The following is an 18084-nucleotide window of genomic DNA, read 5'->3' on the forward strand; positions in this document are numbered from 1 at the left end:
CCATCAACGAATCGAGCGTCATCGACGAATTGAAAGTCATCAACGAATTGAGAGTCAACAATGACAGACCATAATCCGGGCACATTGTACGTGGTTGCTACGCCAATTGGGAATTTGGACGACTTAACGACGCGTGCCATAAAGGTGTTAAGCCAAGTGACGCGGATTGCGGCTGAAGATACGCGCCATAGTGGGCGCCTGTTGACGCATTTAGGGCTCAACAAGCCCATGCTCTCGCTGCATGAACACAACGAGGCGCGCCGGGTAGACACCTTGGACGGGTATCTTGCCGCAGGCGAAGATATTGCCTTAATCAGTGACGCAGGAACACCGTTGATTAGTGATCCTGGCTTTGTATTAGTGCGCGAACTGCGGGCGCGCAATCGGCACATAGTGCCCATCCCTGGCCCCTGTGCGCTGATTACTGCGCTTTCGGGGGCTGGTCTACCCACCGATAAGTTCGTTTTTGCCGGGTTTTTGCCCGCCAAGTCAGGCGCTCGACGTCAAGCGTTAGAGGGTTGGAAAGCCCGTGAAGAGACGTTGGTATTTTATGAATCACCTCACCGTATCGTGCACACACTGGAGGCGCTTCAGGAGCAAATGGCCGGGCGGGATGTCGTGTTGGCCCGCGAGCTGACCAAAACCTTCGAAACATTCTTGCACGGCACGCCTGAGAGTTTGCTTGAGCAGTTAGCTGCCGACCCTAATCAGGCTCGCGGCGAATTTGTAGTGATTGTTGCCGGAGCCCCGCCGGTCGAGCAGAGCGAGCATCAAGATATATCAGCAGATGCCTTGTTAGCGGCACTGCTGGCAGAGGGTGTGGGGGTTAAGCAGAGTGCTGCCATTGCTGCACGAATGCTCGGCGGCCGTAAGCAAGTTTGGTATGCCCGCTTGCAAGCAATTAAAGGTGAGCATTGAGGCAAGTCGAGGGCGCTGGTATGCTTGCCGCCGGAGTTGGCCAGACAGTCGCCGCTGATACCCCTTAAAAGGTGTCGGGGGAGGAAAGTCCGGGCTCCATAGGGCAGAGTGCCAGGTAACGCCTGGGCGGTGTGAGCCGACGGAAAGTGCAGCAGAGAGTAGACCGCCTAAGCCCCTGAAATAAACCTCTGGGGCCGGTAAGGGTGAAAGGGTGCGGTAAGAGCGCACCGCGCGCCTGGTAACAGTGCGTGGCATGGTAAACCCCACTCGGAGCAAGACCAAATAGGGACCCAATGGCGTGGCCCGCGCTGGGTCCGGGTAGGTTGCTTGAGCGCTGTGGTAACGCAGCGCCTAGAGGAATGGCTGTCCACGACAGAACCCGGCTTATCGGCCGACTCCCCCATTTCCACATCAGGGCGTGCCAGCACGCTCTTTATTACGTTGTCTCTAACATCTTGTGTGAGAAAAAAATGTCTTCTCCTGACGCTGAACAGGTTGCTTCCCGCTTTCGCCATACCAGCGTACTACTGGAGGGTGCTGTTGATGCCCTGGTGCATGATGATCAAGGTGTCTATTTAGACGGTACTTTCGGGAGAGGCGGTCACTCACGGTTAATTCTTGATCGGCTAGGTGAGCAGGGCCAGCTACTCGCCATGGATCGCGACCCTCAAGCAATTGCCGCAGCGGCTGATATTGATGATCGGCGCTTTCAAATTACCCAGCGTGAATTTGCTCAGCTAGCCGAGTTTGCCCGCGAGCAGGGCGTGTTCGGAAAGCTTTCCGGCGTGCTGCTCGATGTTGGCGTTTCCTCTCCCCAGCTTGATGATCCCGAGCGTGGCTTCAGCTTTATGCGTGATGGTCCGCTGGATATGCGTATGGATCCAACCCAGGGTCAGAGCGTTGCTGAATTTTTGGCGCGCGCCAGTGAAGCTGATATTGCCTATGTGTTTAAAACCTATGGTGAAGAGCGCTATGCCAAGCGTCTAGCCCGGGCGGTGGTGACACGCCGAGTTGAGAAGCCGTTTACCCATACGGTAGATTTGGCTGAAGTGCTTAAAGTTGCCCACCCTGCCTGGGAAAAAGGGCGTCACCCTGCCACAAAAGCATTTCAAGGGCTGCGTATATTCGTCAACGGTGAACTTGAACAGTTGGACAGCGCACTAGATGCGGCGCTTGAGGCGCTTGCTCCTGGCGGTCACTTGGTGGTGATTAGTTTTCACTCACTGGAAGATCGCCGTGTGAAGCGCTTTATCCGTCATCATGTGCGCGGTGACACTGATCTGCCCCGTGGGGTGCCTATTCGCGACGATCAAATGAATCGGCGCCTTGAGGCACTGGGCAAAGGCGTGCGGCCAAGCGATGAAGAAGTGGATGCTAATCCTCGCTCGCGAAGCGCCGTGATGCGCGCTGCACGCAAACGGATGTAATCATGAGTATGGATCGGATTGAGCAGTGGGCAGCCTCGCTACGTACCGAGTGGCCGTTCAAGCTGCGTTTACGCCCCTGGCCGGTGGTTATTAGTCTGTTATTTATACTCTGCATGGCCTCTGGGCTAGGCGTGGTCATCACCACGCATATGACGCGAGTTCAATTTGCTCAGCTGCAACAGCTAGAGCAAGAGGAGAACCAGCTGCAAACTGAGTGGGGTCAGCTACTGCTCGAAGAGGGGGCATGGTCAACGCCAGCCCGAATTGAGCAAATTGCGACTGAGCGCCTGGGTATGCGAATCCCTGATGTCCATGATGTTGAGGTGATTCGGCCATGAGAAGCGAGCGTCGAGGAGGCACCTCCCGCCAGGCACCGATTGCGCCCCCGTTGGGTGGCGGACGGTTCGTATTTATCTTGCTTGCGATTGGCTTGGCGTCAGCTATTTTAATCGGCCGTATTACGCTGCTTCAGGTCATTGATCGGCCTTTTCTACAGAGCCAGGGCGACGCACGAACCCTGCGCCATGAAGCGATTCCCGCCCACCGCGGTATGATCACCGACCGTAATGGTGAGCCGCTGGCTATTTCTACCCCGGTTGTTACCATCTGGGCGAATCCCCAGGAGTTGCCCGAGGATGCCATTCAGCGCGTCATGCTTGCCCAGGCGTTAGGCATGACGCTGGATGACTTTGAGTCGCGGGTGGCACGCTTTAGCGAGCGTGAATTTATGTATTTACGCCGTCAAATGACGCCTGCAGCTGCTCAGCAGATTCTTAATCTACGTACTCCCGGTGTCTATCCCCAGCGTGAATACAAGCGCTACTATCCGGCGGGTGAAGTGGCTGCGCAATTACTGGGCGTTACCAACGTTGATGACATTGGACAAGAGGGCTTAGAGCTCTCCTATCAGCCCTATTTAGCAGGCCACCCTGGACAGCGGCGGGTTATCAAGGATCGCCGCGGGCGTCTGGTGCGTGAGCTGGGCGTGATTAACGAAGCCCAGCCGGGTGGCGAGCTCACCCTGGCCATCGATCAGCGCATTCAGTATATGGCGTACCGTGAGCTGCGCGCTGCCGTCGCCGAAAATGAGGCTGACGGCGGCGTACTAGTGATGATGGATGCGCGCACGGGCGAAGTGTTGGCAATGGCTAATTTACCCTCTTATAACCCTAACAACCGGGCAGGGCTCGATCCGCGCGGACTACGTAACCAAGCGCTGGTGGACGTATTCGAGCCAGGTTCGGTGATGAAGCCGCTGGCGATGGCGGCTATTTTGGAGAGCGGTGTTGTAGACCGGGACGTCATAGTGGATACATCGCCCGGTTGGATGCGCTTGGATCAGTTTACGATTCGCGATTTTCGTAACTATGGCGAATTGGATTTGCCGGGTATTTTGGAAAAATCTTCGAATATTGGTATGTCTCGCTTGGCGCTGCAACTGAGTGATACCGCAATTTGGGAAAAGTATAACCAGCTAGGGTTAGGGCAGGCGCCTGGGACTGGTTTTCCGGGTGAGTCGACGGGTAGTTTGCCGGCACCGGTGCGCTGGTCGCGCAGCGAGCGCGCAGCACTCTCTTATGGCTACGGACTATCGGTCTCGGCAGTTCAGTTAGCGAGTGCATACACGGCGTTAGCTAATGACGGTGTACGTCTGCAGCCCTCCCTTTTGCGGCTTTCTGAGCCCCCTCAAGGTATTCCCGCAATATCACCTTCAGTAGCCAATGATCTGTTAAATATTTTAGAAACCTCGGTAGCCGCCTATACCGGTGGTCGGCGTGCCCGCGTTGAAGGTTATCGCGTGGGTGGCAAGACGGGGACTGTGCGTAAGAGTGGTCAGCAAGGCTATACCACCGATGCGTATCGCAGTGTTTTCGCAGGCATTGCGCCTATTTCCGATCCGCGTATTGTGACTGTTGTGATGATTGATCATCCCAAAGCTGGCGAGTTTTATGGGGGGGCTGTCGCTGCCCCGGTTTTTTCCAGTGTGACGGGGAATGCTTTACGTTTACTGGACGTTCCGCCAGATCACGATGCAGAGTAGTTTTTTTAAGGAGATTTCATGACGCTGAGTCCAGTCGATGTGATGACGGCGCTCGCGCAGGTATGGCCTAAGTCACCGTTACCCGCTGACCTGCCTGCGCTGCCAGATCGGGTGCGCATTGAAATGGATTCCCGCAAGCTACAGGCGGGCGATATTTTTGTGGCAGTGCCGGGTAGTCAGCGTGATGGTCGCGACTTTATCGAGCAAGCGCTTGAAGCTGGCGCTGCGCTAATTTTGGCTCAGGGCCCGCAGGGCGATGTGGTGCTAGAAGGCCGTGTGCTAAAACTGCCGCATCTTTCGATGCGTTTAGGTGAGCTAGGGCGTGCTTTGTTTAAGGTGCCGCAAGATATTGAAGTGATTGGTGTGACCGGCACCAATGGTAAGAGCTCGGTCACCCACTATATTGCCGCCCTAAGCGAAGCGTTGGGTACACCGACAGGCTTGATAGGCACGTTGGGCGTTGGCCGCCCCGGTGAGCTACGCGATAGCGGCTTAACCACGCCGGGTTCCTTAGCGCTCCAGTCGACACTTGGTGAGCTTGCCAGCCAAGGGGTGCGTCGTGTGGCTCTTGAAGCATCTTCCCATGCCCTTGATCAGCACCGTTTAGAAACCGTCAATGTAAGCGTGGCCGTGTTTACCAATTTGACTCGCGACCATTTGGATTATCACGGCAGCATGGCCGCTTACGCGGCATCAAAAGCGAAGCTTTTCCGGCGCTCTGAGCTTCGCCTGGCGGTAGTCAATGGCGATGATCCTTTAGCGCGCTTAATGTTGGCAGGTTGCAACAGCAATGTGCGTGTATTGGCGACGGGGCAAGATGAGGCCGTTACATTGCGCGTACTGGACTGGCAGGCCTCTGAGCAGGGTCAACAGGCCATGATTGCGACTCCCGATGGCGAAAAAATGCTCAGGTTAGGTTTAATAGGGCGTTTTAACTTAGATAACGTGCTACTGGCGATGACTGTGCTGTATGGGTTGGGTGAATCACTCGATGAACTCTTTTTAGCCGCTTCGTCGCTTACGCCGGTCCAGGGCCGTATGGAGCTCTATCGTGATACTAATGCGCCCAGCGTCATCGTTGATTATGCCCATACGCCTGATGCTCTGTATAACGCACTGAAAGCGCTCCGGGCCCACTTGGGCGATACTGGCAAATTGTGGTGTGTGTTTGGCTGTGGTGGAGAGCGCGATACCGGTAAGCGAGCCGAAATGGCTAAAGCCGCAGAGCCGTTGGCAGATCATATTATCGTTACCGACGATAACCCCCGCCACGAACCCGCTGAGCAAATCCGTCAACAGATCTTGTCTGGATTCTCTGATGTCGCCAATCCTGTTGAAATCGGCGAGCGCCGCGAGGCCGTAGCGACCGCTATTCAGCAAGCCGCCGCCCAGGATGTCGTGCTAATCGCCGGCAAAGGGCATGAGGCGTACCAGGATATCAAAGGGGTACGCTACGACTATGCCGATAGCGAAGAGATCCAGCGCGCCTTTGCCGCCAGGAGATATCAATAATGCGCTGGGCTCTTGGGGAAATTGCCTCGATCCTGTGCATTGAGGCACCCAGTGGAAATGCTCAGCTCTGCATAAATTCGGTAGTGACCGATAGTCGCAAAATTACCCCGGGCTGCCTTTTCGTTGCGCTGAAAGGGCCAAATTTTGACGGCCATAATTTTGTAGGGCGCGCGCTTGAGCTAGGTGCCGCGGCGGCATTGGTTGATACTCCTGCCGAGCGTGACCTACCTCAATTGATATGCCCTGATACACGTCTCGCATTAGGGCTCTTAGCAGGCGCGCACCGGCAAGCATGGCAGGGGCCTTTGGTGGCGATAACCGGTAATAGTGGCAAAACGACCGTAAAGGAGATGTGTGCTGCCCTGTTAGTGCCGCTTGGCAGCGTATTAGCCACCGAGGGTAATTTGAATAATGATTTTGGCGCGCCGCTAACATTATTGAGATTGCAGCCCGATCATCAAGCCGCAGTGATAGAGCTTGGCGCTAACCATTTAGGCGAAATTGCCTGGACAGCCCCATTGGCAAAACCCGATGTGGCGATTATTACCAATGTCACCGGCGCCCATGTAGGTGAATTCGGCGGCATGGGCCAGATCGCTCAGGCAAAAAGCGAGCTACTTGCCGGGCTGAGCGAGCAGGGCACAGCCATCATCAATCGCGATGATAACTACTACACGTTTTGGGCGGCACGCGCGGCCCCGCGTAAAGTCGTAAGCTTCGGCTTTCATCCCCAAGCGGATGTGAGCGCCTCAGCGCTTTCCTGTGATCCGCAAGGGCGGTATGCTTTCACGCTAATGCACCATGGTCGAGCGCTGGGATGCGTGCGTTTACCGCTTCTCGGTAAGCATAATGTCAGTAACGCGCTGGCCGCAGCAGCTGCTGCATTAACGCTAGGCGTGCCTGAAGAGCAGATAGTGTTACGACTTGAGACGCTTCAAGCACTGTCGGGACGTTTAACGGTGGTGTCTGGAGTGCGAGGTGTCACCGTGTTGGATGACACTTACAATGCCAATCCAGGGGCGGTAAAAGCGGCTCTGGATACCCTCGCGAGTTGCCCAGCCCCACGCTGGTGTGCGTTAGGGGCAATGGGCGAGCTGGGGGAAGATTCGGCAGCGCTGCACGCGGATATAGGCCGCTATGCCGCTGAGCTTGGCATTGATGAATTTCTAACGCTGGGCGAAGCCGCGCGCGCCGCCAGCGAAGCTTTTGGTCGTGGGCTGCATTTTAACGATCACGAGGCGCTAACGCGTCATGTCACTAATACTTTGCCGCCGGACACCACACTGCTGGTGAAAGGGTCGCGCAGTGCGGGCATGGAATATGTCGTCAATGCACTGCGTTCGGATGAAATAAGGTAAACGCCGTTCATGTTACTTCACTTGGCGAATTTTCTGTCGCAGTATCAATCTGATTTTCAGGTCGTTAATTATTTAACCCTACGCGTAATTTTAGGCGCCCTCACTTCATTGATGCTCTGTTTGTGGCTAGGGCCATGGATGATTCGGCGTCTTGTCGAGGGACAGATAGGACAATCCGTGCGCGATGATGGCCCTCAGTCGCATCTTTCTAAAGCGGGTACCCCAACGATGGGGGGGGCGATGATTATACTGGCCATCGCCATCAGTACTTTACTGTGGGGTGACTTAACCAACCTCTATATCTGGGTGGTGTTGGGCGTCACGCTAGGGTTTGGTGCCATCGGTTGGGTTGATGATTACCGCAAAGTAGTTGAGAAAAACCCGCGTGGTTTGCCTGCCCGCTGGAAGTATTTCTGGCAATCAGTCGTGGGCCTGGGGGCCGCTGTACTGCTCTATCTAACGGCCTCCACGCCGGTTGAAACCAGTTTGTTGGTGCCACTGTTTAAAGAGGTGGCTCTGCCGCTGGGCGTTTTCTATATCGTACTCACTTACTTCGTGATTGTTGGTAGCTCCAATGCGGTGAATTTAACCGATGGTCTTGATGGCCTGGCCATAATGCCTACGGTATTAGTCGCCATGGGCCTGTCGGTATTTGCTTATGCAAGTGGTAATACCGTATTTGCCGAGTACCTGCATATTCCGTTTATTGCCGGAACCGGTGAGCTGGCAGTGTTCTGCGCCACCATAGCCGGTGCAGGTCTTGGGTTTTTATGGTTTAACACTTATCCCGCCCAGGTCTTTATGGGTGATGTGGGTGCCTTGGCATTAGGTGCTGCCTTGGGTGTAGTGGCAGTGATTGTGCGTCAGGAGATTGTGCTGTTTATCATGGGCGGCATTTTTGTCATGGAAACCATATCCGTTATCCTTCAGGTGGGATCCTACAAACTCACCGGCCGCCGCATCTTCCGAATGGCTCCCTTACATCACCATTATGAATTAAAAGGCTGGCCTGAACCGCGGGTAATCGTGCGTTTTTGGATCATTACCGTGGTGCTGGTGCTGCTTGGCCTCGCAACGCTCAAAATCCGATAATGTATCTGGCCATGCGTGCATCTGCCGCCCGTTGGCGTGATGCGAGAGGGAGCCTGTGATGGTTCGAGTAGCGAAGGGAGTGACATTGGTCGTAGGGCTGGGGCTCTCCGGCCGGGCGATCTGCCGCCATTTGAGTCGCTTAAATGTGCCATATGTGGTGGCGGATACGCGGGCCGAACCGCCTGGACTTGATGATTTTCGCGCGGCGCATCCGGGGGTTGAAATTCACTGCGGCTCACTTACCGCATTGGATCTGCAGGATGTCGAAGAAGTCGTTGTAAGTCCTGGGCTTGACCCGCGCATGCCGGGTTTGAAATCGCTGGCTGAGCAGATAAACCCTCGCACTGGAGAGCCTCGTGTCGTGGGTGAAATTGCCCTGTTCGTGCGTGCTGCCAATGCACCTATTGCAGCGATTACAGGTTCCAATGCCAAGTCGACAGTCACCACGCTACTCGGTGAAATGGCCGCGGCAGCTGGCGTTAATGCCGCGGTTGGCGGGAATTTGGGCACTCCCGCGCTGGATCTGTTGGCCAGTCATCCCCATGCAGGGCTCTATATTCTTGAGCTTTCCAGCTTCCAGCTTGAAACAACACCGCACCTAGGCGCAAGCTGCGCAGCATTTCTGAACCTTTCGGAAGATCACCTTGATCGTCATGGTGATATGCAGGGCTATCGAACTGCAAAACAGCGTATTTTTATTGGTGCCCAACACGCAGTAGTAAATGCAGATGACGCTCTTACGTGGCCTGAGCACTCTGTTGGTCAACTGGCTTCTTTTTCTCATCGCCCACCGGTAAACGATGAGTGGGGGCTGGCGTATGACAACGGTAAGCTAATGTTAATGCAAGGAACCAAGCCTTGGATCGCTGTTGATGAACTGACGATTACGGGGCAGCACAATTACGCAAATGCGCTGGCTACGCTGGCGATGGGGCAGGCATTAGGCTTTGCCGAAGCGCCCATGTGCAGTGCTTTACTGGCATTTAAAGGATTGGCGCACCGCAGTGAAGTGATCGCACGTATTAACGGTGTTACCTGGGTAAACGACACCAAGGGCACTAATGTAGGGGCAACCTTGGCAGCCATTAATGGCATTGGGGCTTCGTTGGATGGACGCTTGATTTTATTGGCAGGTGGCGTAGGCAAGGGGGCAGACTTTACGCCTTTGGCCAAACCTTTAAACGCGTGCGCGCGCCTTGTGCTGCTGTTTGGGCTGGATGCGCCGCGGTTAGCGGAGGCGCTGAAGGGCCATGTGGCGATTCAGCAGGTAGACGATATGACTCAGGCCATGCAAGCCGCCTTTGAGATTGCTCAACCAGGGGACTGCGTACTGTTGTCCCCCGCTTGCGCGAGTTTAGATCAGTTTGCCAATTATCAAGAGCGCGGCGAAGTGTTTCGCCGCTGGGTGCAGCAACTGGCCCACTCAATTGAGGGGGAGGCGCTATGAGTCGTTTTCAGCGCCTGCGTGCAGCTCTTACCACCCGTGACATGCCGTGCGATATTTGGCTGATATTAGCGGCGGTCGCCTTGGCGGGTTTAGGCTGGGTCATGGTCAGTTCGGCGTCGATTGGGTTGTTGGAAGATACCTACCACTACTCACGCCAGCACGGCATTTTCCTGGTGCTCGCCATTATGGCGTGCGTGTTTATGCTCTGTGTGCCCCTTGAAGTGTGGCGCCAGAATGCAGCGTTGATTCTCCTCGCCACTATTTTCCTTTTGATTCTAGTGCTGATGATTGGTCAAGAGATTAATGGCAGTAAGCGCTGGATAGCACTGCCGGGCCCACTGCCGAGTTTGCAGGTCTCTGAGTTTGCCAAAATCGGTCTGATTTTTTATATGGCGGCATTTATGTCGCGTTTTACCTATGACCTGCGCCGCCGTGCTTTTAGCATGTGGCGCCCTCTGGCGGTATTGGCGGTGCCTGCCAGCCTGCTGTTTTTAGCGCCTGACTTTGGTGGCATGGTCGTGTTTACCGTGTGCGTGATTGGGATGTTAATGATGAGCGGTGCATCGCTGGTGCTGTTGGGTGGCAGTGGGCTGCTGCTGGGCAGTGGGGCGGTCATGATGGTGGTGATCGAACCCTACCGGCTGGCGCGCTGGACAAGCTTTCTTGATCCCTGGGCGGATCAATTCGCCACCGGCTACCAGTTAACCCAGGCGCTAATTGCCTTTGGGCGTGGGCATGTAACAGGTACTGGCCTGGGTAATAGCGTACAAAAGCTGCACTATTTACCGGAGGCGCATACCGACTTCATATTTGCGGTGATCGCCGAGGAGTTGGGAATGATCGGTGCGATTATCGTCGTACTCCTGTTTACGCTGTTTATTGCCCGCGCTATGTGGGTGGGTCGCAAAGCTGAGATGGCCGGGCATCTTTTTGGTGCTTATGTAAGCTACGGGATCGGTTTTATCGTTGCCGCACAGGCGTTTATTAATATGGCGGTAAGCTCCGGACTATTGCCAACTAAAGGCCTAACGCTGCCGCTAATGAGCTACGGTGGCTCTAGTCTGCTCGTGACGGGGGTTATGGTGGGGCTGCTGCTGCGCACAGATGCCGAAACCCGCCATCGGCCCCGGCGCGCATCCACCCCTTATAAAGCGCGTCATGAGCCGCGGTTATCGTAACTTTATGCCGCTTGTTGTTATCAGGAGTTTGATGTGAAGACGAACGTTAGGCGACGAGTGCTGATAATGGCAGGTGGTACCGGTGGCCACGTGTTTCCTGCGCTTTCACTTGCCAAAGCACTGCAAGCACAGCAGGTCGACGTTGAGTGGTTAGGGAGCCCCAGGGGCATTGAGAATCGCCTGGTGCCCGACGCAAATATTACCCTGCATACCATTGCGGTTAGCGGGCTGCGCGGCAATGGTATGACGGGTTGGCTTAAAGCACCGCTGAATCTTAGCCGTGCCATTTTACAGTCCCGCGCCGTTATCCGCGATTTTAAGCCCGATGTGGTAGTTGGCTTGGGTGGCTTTGCCAGTGGCCCGGGTGGCTTGGCGGCCTGGTTGACGCGCGTTCCCCTGGTTATTCATGAACAGAACGCTGTAGCAGGACTAACCAATCGCGTTTTATCGCGCTTAGCTAAGCGTACTTACGCCGCCTTTCCAGAAGCATTTGGCACCCGAGCCGAAGTAATAGGCAACCCTGTGCGTGACGATATTGCCGCTTTGGGCAGTACGCCGCGGGATGCTGAAACACTGGCCTCGCGTCCTCTTCGCTTACTGGTGGTAGGAGGCTCGTTAGGCGCCGTGGCGCTTAACGAGCGCTTGGCGCCCGCCCTTGCTGCACTGCCTATTGAGCAGCGCCCAGAGGTGCGTCATCAGGCGGGCAAAGACCGTGAAGCGACCACTGCTGACAATTATCAGCAGCACGGTGTAATTGCCGACGTTAGCCCCTTTATTGATGATATGGCCGCCGCCTACGCGTGGGCCGATTTAGTAGTATGCCGCTCTGGCGCGCTTACCGTTGCGGAGTTAGCCGCAGCGGCGAAGCCAGCGCTACTGGTACCTTTTCCTTTCGCCGTCGATGACCATCAACGAATCAATGCACAGGTATTAGTCAAAGCAGGTGCTGCAAAGTGCGTTGTACAGTCTGAGCTGACCGTTGAGCGTTTAAGCGAATTTTTAAATGAATTACTCGTCCCAAACACCTTAGCTGCGATGGCGGCGAAAGCTCGTCAGGCAGCGTATTTAGACGCTACCAAGCGCCTAGCTGAGGGGTGTTTGGCGATGGTGCCGTTAGGAGACTCTGCGTGACCGATACAGACAAAAGCATGACACCAACAGGTGGTAAAACCGCTGGCCCGGGTATGCGTCGAATTCGACACATTCATTTTGTCGGCATCGGTGGCGCCGGGATGTGCGGTATCGCAGAGGTATTGGCTAATCAGGGCTATACCGTTAGCGGTAGTGACATGAAAAACTCATCCGTCGTTGAGCGGTTGCGTCAATGCGGGGTATGCGTCGCGATCGGTCACGCTGAAGCAAACGTTGAAAGCGCTGATGTGGTGGTCGTATCCAGCGCCATTGATGAGACCAATCCAGAAATCCGTTGGGCCCATGAGCATCGTGTGCCGGTGGTTCGTCGGGCAGAAATGCTCGCTGAGCTAATGCGCTTTCGCCACGGTATCGCCGTGGCAGGCACTCATGGCAAAACCACAACGACCAGTTTAACCGCAACGCTGTTGGCGGAAGGGGGGTTGGACCCCACCTTCGTGATCGGCGGTAAGCTGACCAGTGCCGGTGCTAATGCGCGGTTAGGCGAAGGTGACTATCTGGTTGCCGAAGCAGACGAATCCGATGCATCGTTTTTGCACCTACAGCCAATGGTATCAATTGTTACCAATATTGATGCTGACCATATGGCGACCTATGGCGGCGACTTCGAGCGTCTGAAAAGTACCTTTATCGAATTCCTGCATAATTTGCCGTTCTACGGGTTGGCAGTGCTATGTATTGATGATCCGCACGTGCGCGTACTGTGTGATCAGGTGAAGCGACAGTTTGTTACCTATGGCTTTGATAGCGATGCCGATTATCGCATTGTTGATTTTGCTCAGCGTGGCGGAGAGGTTTCGTTCACCGCGTTACGCCCAGGCGGCGCGGAGCCACTAACGGTTCGTCTGGCAATGCCTGGTCGCCACAATGCCTTGAATGCGATGGCCGCAATTGTCGTGGCCACTGATGCAGGCGTCAGCGACAGCGCGATATTAAGCGGGTTGGCGAGCTTTGCAGGCGTGGGTCGACGATTTCAGGTACATGGGCATTTCCCTGCGCCAAAAGGGGAGGGCGAGATCATGCTGGTGGATGACTATGGTCACCACCCCCGTGAGGTCGATATGGTTATCCAGGCGGTACGCGCTGGCTGGCCCGATCGCCGTTTAGTCATGCTTTATCAGCCTCACCGCTATAGCCGTACCCGCGATTTATACGAAGATTTTGTCCGCGTGCTTTCTCAAGTCGATACGCTTGTGCTGCTAGATGTTTACAGCGCCGGTGAAGCCGTTATTCCTGGTGCCGAAGGAAGAACGTTGGCTGGCTCAATTCGCCAGCGGGGTGAGGTCGACCCGCTGTTTGTTGAGCACAAACATGAATTGCCTGTGCTATTAGCCAACGTGTTACGTCCAGGCGATATTTTAATTACCCAGGGTGCCGGTGATGTGGGGGGGATTTCCCTGCGACTGGCACAGGCACAGCTAGCGATGAACGAGGTAGATCTGTGAGCGTTGACGTAACAACCCGCGAGTCTCGAGGAAAAGTCGTTGTCGTCTATGGCGGTACGTCTGCCGAACGCGAGGTGTCGCTTAAAAGCGGCGCTGCAATCCTTGAGGCCCTTCAACGTAAGGGCGTTGATGCCTGTGGTTACGATCCCCGGGAAAAGGGATTGGTGGGTTTAGAGCAGTTGGCTCCCTCCGTGGTCTTCGTTGCCCTGCACGGGCGTGGCGGTGAGGACGGCACGCTACAGGGGGCACTGGAGTTGCTCAATATCCCTTATACCGGTAGCGGTGTGCTTGCTTCAGCGCTGGGCATGGATAAGCAGCGTACCAAGCAGGTATGGAGTGCGGTAGGGCTGCCTACGCCAGAAAGCATTATGCTGGATGCCGCTTCGGACTGGTCAGCGGTAGTCGCAAAGCTAGGCTTACCGCTCATTGTAAAGCCTGTACATGAAGGCTCAACGTTGGGTATTAGTATTGTTAAAAGTCAGGCAGCGCTTGAAGCAGCCTATCAAGAGGCAGCACAGTTCGACGCGAGAGTGATGGCGGAGCGCTTTATAGTGGGCGACGAATACACGGTTGCGCTATTAGGTGACCAAGTACTGCCGGCCATCCGTGTGGAAGTGCCAGGTGGTTTCTACGACTACGAAGCCAAATATATCGCTAACACCACCCAATACCATTTGCCATGTGGCTTATCTAGCGAGCTTGAAGAGGCGTTGGCTGTGCTCTGTCAGCAAGCGTTTACCGCAATTGGCGGCGTTGGCTGGGGGCGTGTAGATGTTATGCACGATAGCGAAGGACGCTTTTGGCTATTGGAAGTCAATACAGTGCCGGGCATGACAGATCATAGCCTCGTCCCCCAAGCGGCGGCGCATGCGGGTATCACGTTTGACGAGCTGGTGATGGAAATATTGAATACCGCTGGTGAGCAGTTATCGCTATGACGAGTTTGTTATGAACGGTGCCATATGAAAAGGCGTAATGCTTGGTTGGGAATTATCTTGCTGGCCTTGCTGATGGGCGCCGGTGGGCGGGCGCTGTGGCTGTGGTTGGATCGTCCGATCGAACGTGTCTCTATTCGCGGAGAGTGGGAATATGTGAGCGCCGACTACCTTCGCACTCAGTTGGCGCCTCTGGTGGTTGATGCCACTTGGCTGTCGGCCGACCTGGGTGAGCTGCGCGACCGAGCACTTCAAGTAGGCTGGCTAAACGAAGTGCGCATTAGCCGCGAGTGGCCTAATGCATTAGTGTTTGAGCTAATTGAGCAACAGCCCGTCGCGCGCTGGAATGATGATTTCTTGCTTAATCCTGAAGGTGAGCCTTTCGCATTTGCACCATTAAACCCGCCGTCGGGTTTGCCTGATATGGCAGGCCCTGCCGGTAGCAGCGAAGAAGTGTTGGAGTACTATCATCGATTATTGCCACACTTTACTCAGTTGTCACTCGATCTTACTCAACTTCGTTTAGAGCCACGCGGTGCTTGGCGGCTGCAATTAAATGACGGCGCTTGGGTGATGTTAGGGCGTCGTCAGCATGAAGTTCGATTGGCACGTTTATCTGCTTCATGGCAAAGAGAGTTATACTCTCTTGGGGATCAGATTCGCTATATAGATCTACGTTACCCTAATGGTGTCGCTGTTGCGTGGCATGGAGAAAGTGAATTTGCTGTGCAAGATGAGTAACTCTTCTATTACTTGATGCAAATAAGGTGTAAAAGTGAGTGGTTGCCATCGTTGAAAAAGCCAATAATCGGCTTTAAATTACCTTTAATAGCTATTATTTTGGGTTCGTACTAGTCGTATTGCGACTATTGTTTCTATACTATGGGCCAGATGATGATTAAGTGGTTTTAAATTTCAGCTATTTGTACTTAGTTAGTGTCTGAAAAAAGCCACTGTTTATTTCGGGTAGTACGCCTTCAATGTTAAGCGTTGGATTAAGCGCCACCCTATTAATATTTATTTTTAACAATGACGCAAGGAGATTTACCGACTCATGGCAGGCTCACCCAACGCATCCAATATGGTGGTCGGGCTGGACATAGGAACGTCCAAGGTCGTCGCGATAGTCGGTCAACCCACCGATGACGGCGGAATTGAAATTGCCGGTATTGGCTCGCACCCCTCACGTGGTATGAAGCGTGGCGTTGTGATCAATATCGAATCTACGGTTCAGTCCATCCAGCGGGCCGTGGAAGAAGCCGAGTTGATGGCTGGCTGTGATATTCATTCGGTATATGTAGGCGTGGCCGGTAGTCATATTAGTTCAATGAACTCTGATGGCGTTGTGGCTATTAAAGAGCGTGAAGTGACGCCTTCCGATATTGAGCGCGTTATCGATTCTGCTCGTGCCCGCGCTATCTCTGAGGGTCAGCGTGTGTTGCATGTGCTACCTCAAGAGTTTTCAATTGATGCTCAGGGCGGAATTCGTGAGCCGCTGGGTATGTCCGGCGTGCGTTTGGAAGCTCAGGTGCATTTGGTCACGGCGGCTTTGAACGCAGTTCAAAATATTGAAAAATGTGTTCGTCGATGCGGGTTGGAAGTAGATGCTATTATTTTAGAGCAGCTTGCCTCAAGCATGGCAGTGCTGACCGAAGATGAGCGTGAGTTGGGCGTCTGTATGGTGGATATTGGTGGCGGAACAACCGATATGGCGATTTTCAGCGAAGGTGCCATACGCCACACGGCCGTTATTCCTATTGCTGGTGATCAAGTCACTAACGATATTGCCATGGCCCTGCGAACACCCACGCAGCACGCTGAAGAAATTAAAGTGAAATATGCTTGCGCGCTCACACACTTAGCCGCAAGCGATGAAATGATTAAAGTACCTAGTGTAGGGGATCGTCCTGCGCGTGATCTATCACGTCAAGCGCTCGCTGAAGTGGTTGAGCCGCGTTACGAAGAGCTGTTTACACTAATAAGAGATGAGTTGCGCCGAAGTGGCTATGAAGACATGGTGGCTGCCGGGATAGTGCTTACCGGTGGAACCTCGCGTATGGAAGGAGTTAGCGAATTGGCGGAAGAGATTTTTCATATGCCGGTTCGCATCGCATGTCCGCAGAATGTAAGAGGTTTGGCGGACGTCGTTCGTAATCCTATTTATGCGACGGGCGTTGGTCTGCTGCATTATGCCTTGCAGGAAACGCGTCATGGGCAAGGCCTAAAAAGCCACGGGGGAGTCGTTGCAGCCCATAAGGGTCGTAATGAACTTGCCCGGCGTGATATCAAGGAAGACCATTCGGCGCTGGCAAGAATTAAAGGCTGGTTCAAAGGAAATTTCTGACAGGGCCGCAAGCGCGGTTCAGGAGACGGGGCTTATGTTCGAATTGGTAGATAACGCACCCTCGAGCAGTGCGGTCATCAAAGTGGTTGGTGTTGGCGGCGGTGGCGGCAATGCTGTTAACCACATGGTCGAAAGCAATATTGAAGGCGTTGAGTTTATCTGCGCTAACACTGATGCTCAGGCGCTTAAACGCTGTTCAGCGAAAACCGTGCTGCAGTTGGGTAGCGAAATCACTAAAGGATTAGGCGCAGGTGCCAATCCCGACGTGGGTCGTCAGGCAGCTATGGAAGACCGCGAGCGTATCGCGGAATTGCTGGTCGGCGCCGATATGGTGTTTATCACTGCTGGTATGGGCGGTGGCACCGGTACTGGTGGTGCGCCCGTGGTGGCTCAGGTCGCTAAAGAGCTTGGGATTCTCACCGTTGCAGTGGTGACTCGTCCCTTCCCCTTCGAAGGGCCGAAGCGTATGCGCGCCGCTGAAGAGGGTATGAAAGAGCTCTCCGAGCACGTTGATTCACTGATCACTATCCCTAACGAGAAACTGCTTTCCGTGCTGGGCAAAAACGCGACGCTGTTAACTGCTTTCAGCGCGGCGAACGATGTGTTGCTGGGTGCTGTGCAGGGTATTGCAGAGCTGATTACCAGCCCAGGTATCATCAACGTCGACTTTGCCGATGTGCGCACCGTGATGTCCGAAATGGGTATGGCGATGATGGGTACCGGTGGGGCAACGGGCGAAAATCGTGCTCGCGAAGCTGCCGAAAAAGCTATTCGCAGTCCGCTGCTGGAAGATATCGATCTTCATGGCGCGCGCGGTATCTTGGTTAACATCACCGCTGGTCCCGATTTATCAATCGGTGAGTTCAATGATGTTGGCGCTACCGTTCAAGAGTTTGCTTCTCCGGATGCGACTATTGTGGTGGGCACCTCCATTGACATGGAGATGTCTGATGAGCTTCGCGTCACGGTTGTTGCCGCAGGCTTAGATGGACAGAAAGCTAAAACCACCGCACGCGAACCGGCACGCCGTTCAGCGGCTGAATCAACATCCGATTATCGCAAAATGCAGCAACCTACGGTTATGCGTCAGCAGGCGACAGCGCGTGCTGAAGCACCCGAAGCTGCCGCTAAACCTCGTCCTGAGAAGCGTCGCTCTACTGAAGCCGATGACTATTTGGACATCCCCGCGTTTCTACGCCGCCAGGCGGATTGATTCTCGATAACAGTCTCACTGT

Annotated in this window: 15 protein-coding genes and 1 other RNA gene; all 16 read left to right on the forward strand. The window is 54.5% G+C overall.

Translation table 11 applies throughout. The annotated features are described in order from the left end of the window. The first annotated feature begins 60 nt into the window (after positions 1–60). Positions 61–918, forward strand: coding sequence for a 16S rRNA (cytidine(1402)-2'-O)-methyltransferase (gene rsmI / locus MLE19_RS02655; RefSeq protein WP_240716522.1), 858 nt, complete (start codon positions 61–63; stop codon positions 916–918). A gap of 32 nt (positions 919–950) precedes the next feature. Further along, positions 951–1321, forward strand: an RNA gene (gene rnpB / locus MLE19_RS02660) — RNase P RNA component class A. A 67-nt stretch (positions 1322–1388) separates the two neighbouring features. Next, on the forward strand, positions 1389–2345 hold the full coding sequence (rsmH, locus tag MLE19_RS02665; protein WP_240716523.1) for a 16S rRNA (cytosine(1402)-N(4))-methyltransferase RsmH: 957 nt from the start codon (positions 1389–1391) through the stop codon (positions 2343–2345). Between the two features lie 2 nt (positions 2346–2347). Next, positions 2348–2683 carry a cell division protein FtsL gene (gene ftsL, locus MLE19_RS02670; protein ID WP_240716524.1) on the forward strand — a complete coding sequence of 112 codons (336 nt, stop codon included), beginning with the start codon at positions 2348–2350 and terminating at the stop codon, positions 2681–2683. Beyond that, positions 2680–4386, forward strand: a complete 1707-nt coding sequence (locus MLE19_RS02675; protein WP_240716525.1) for a peptidoglycan D,D-transpeptidase FtsI family protein — start codon at positions 2680–2682, stop codon at positions 4384–4386. Before ftsL ends, MLE19_RS02675 begins: the two co-directional genes overlap by 4 nt. An 18-nt stretch (positions 4387–4404) precedes the next feature. After that, positions 4405–5898: a UDP-N-acetylmuramoyl-L-alanyl-D-glutamate--2,6-diaminopimelate ligase gene (locus tag MLE19_RS02680; protein ID WP_240716526.1), complete on the forward strand. Its 1494-nt coding sequence runs from the start codon at positions 4405–4407 to the stop codon at positions 5896–5898. Beyond that, entirely contained in the window at positions 5898–7256 is a 1359-nt protein-coding gene (locus MLE19_RS02685; protein ID WP_240716527.1) for a UDP-N-acetylmuramoyl-tripeptide--D-alanyl-D-alanine ligase, read from the forward strand. Before MLE19_RS02680 ends, MLE19_RS02685 begins: the two co-directional genes overlap by 1 nt. Positions 7257–7265: 9 nt before the next feature. Continuing rightward, the gene (gene mraY, locus MLE19_RS02690; protein WP_240716528.1) at positions 7266–8348 is read left to right on the forward strand and encodes a phospho-N-acetylmuramoyl-pentapeptide-transferase; all 1083 of its coding nucleotides are present in this window, start codon (positions 7266–7268) and stop codon (positions 8346–8348) included. A 58-nt stretch (positions 8349–8406) separates the two neighbouring features. Continuing rightward, the gene (gene murD / locus MLE19_RS02695) at positions 8407–9795 is read left to right on the forward strand and encodes a UDP-N-acetylmuramoyl-L-alanine--D-glutamate ligase (protein ID WP_240716529.1); all 1389 of its coding nucleotides are present in this window, start codon (positions 8407–8409) and stop codon (positions 9793–9795) included. Continuing rightward, positions 9792–10973 carry a putative lipid II flippase FtsW gene (ftsW, locus tag MLE19_RS02700; RefSeq protein ID WP_240716530.1) on the forward strand — a complete coding sequence of 394 codons (1182 nt, stop codon included), beginning with the start codon at positions 9792–9794 and terminating at the stop codon, positions 10971–10973. The genes murD and ftsW overlap by 4 nt, the downstream gene beginning before the upstream one ends. A 33-nt stretch (positions 10974–11006) precedes the next feature. Next, a complete protein-coding gene (gene murG / locus MLE19_RS02705) occupies positions 11007–12104 on the forward strand; it encodes an undecaprenyldiphospho-muramoylpentapeptide beta-N-acetylglucosaminyltransferase (RefSeq protein ID WP_340163097.1) in 1098 nt (365 codons plus the stop codon). A 17-nt stretch (positions 12105–12121) separates the two neighbouring features. Beyond that, positions 12122–13570, forward strand: coding sequence for a UDP-N-acetylmuramate--L-alanine ligase (murC, locus tag MLE19_RS02710; protein WP_240716814.1), 1449 nt, complete (start codon positions 12122–12124; stop codon positions 13568–13570). Further along, positions 13567–14508: a D-alanine--D-alanine ligase gene (locus MLE19_RS02715; protein WP_240716531.1), complete on the forward strand. Its 942-nt coding sequence runs from the start codon at positions 13567–13569 to the stop codon at positions 14506–14508. The genes murC and MLE19_RS02715 overlap by 4 nt, the downstream gene beginning before the upstream one ends. Positions 14509–14532: 24 nt before the next feature. After that, the gene (locus MLE19_RS02720; RefSeq protein WP_240716532.1) at positions 14533–15246 is read left to right on the forward strand and encodes a cell division protein FtsQ/DivIB; all 714 of its coding nucleotides are present in this window, start codon (positions 14533–14535) and stop codon (positions 15244–15246) included. A gap of 313 nt (positions 15247–15559) precedes the next feature. Beyond that, entirely contained in the window at positions 15560–16849 is a 1290-nt protein-coding gene (gene ftsA, locus MLE19_RS02725; protein WP_240716533.1) for a cell division protein FtsA, read from the forward strand. 34 nt (positions 16850–16883) lie between these two features. Then, the gene (gene ftsZ / locus MLE19_RS02730; protein WP_179914838.1) at positions 16884–18062 is read left to right on the forward strand and encodes a cell division protein FtsZ; all 1179 of its coding nucleotides are present in this window, start codon (positions 16884–16886) and stop codon (positions 18060–18062) included. The last annotated feature ends 22 nt before the right edge of the window (positions 18063–18084 follow it).

It is taken from the genome of Vreelandella neptunia (genome assembly GCF_022489065.1).
Lineage (GTDB): Bacteria > Pseudomonadota > Gammaproteobacteria > Pseudomonadales > Halomonadaceae > Vreelandella > Vreelandella neptunia_A.

Coding starts and splice junctions, on each gene's coding strand:
- rsmI (WP_240716522.1), top strand. CDS start 61: ATGACAGACCATAATCCGGGCACATTGTACGTGGTTGCTACGCCAATT.
- rsmH (WP_240716523.1), top strand. CDS start 1,389: ATGTCTTCTCCTGACGCTGAACAGGTTGCTTCCCGCTTTCGCCATACC.
- ftsL (WP_240716524.1), top strand. CDS start 2,348: ATGAGTATGGATCGGATTGAGCAGTGGGCAGCCTCGCTACGTACCGAG.
- MLE19_RS02675 (WP_240716525.1), top strand. CDS start 2,680: ATGAGAAGCGAGCGTCGAGGAGGCACCTCCCGCCAGGCACCGATTGCG.
- MLE19_RS02680 (WP_240716526.1), top strand. CDS start 4,405: ATGACGCTGAGTCCAGTCGATGTGATGACGGCGCTCGCGCAGGTATGG.
- MLE19_RS02685 (WP_240716527.1), top strand. CDS start 5,898: ATGCGCTGGGCTCTTGGGGAAATTGCCTCGATCCTGTGCATTGAGGCA.
- mraY (WP_240716528.1), top strand. CDS start 7,266: ATGTTACTTCACTTGGCGAATTTTCTGTCGCAGTATCAATCTGATTTT.
- murD (WP_240716529.1), top strand. CDS start 8,407: ATGGTTCGAGTAGCGAAGGGAGTGACATTGGTCGTAGGGCTGGGGCTC.
- ftsW (WP_240716530.1), top strand. CDS start 9,792: ATGAGTCGTTTTCAGCGCCTGCGTGCAGCTCTTACCACCCGTGACATG.
- murC (WP_240716814.1), top strand. CDS start 12,122: ATGACACCAACAGGTGGTAAAACCGCTGGCCCGGGTATGCGTCGAATT.
- MLE19_RS02720 (WP_240716532.1), top strand. CDS start 14,533: ATGAAAAGGCGTAATGCTTGGTTGGGAATTATCTTGCTGGCCTTGCTG.
- ftsA (WP_240716533.1), top strand. CDS start 15,560: ATGGCAGGCTCACCCAACGCATCCAATATGGTGGTCGGGCTGGACATA.
- ftsZ (WP_179914838.1), top strand. CDS start 16,884: ATGTTCGAATTGGTAGATAACGCACCCTCGAGCAGTGCGGTCATCAAA.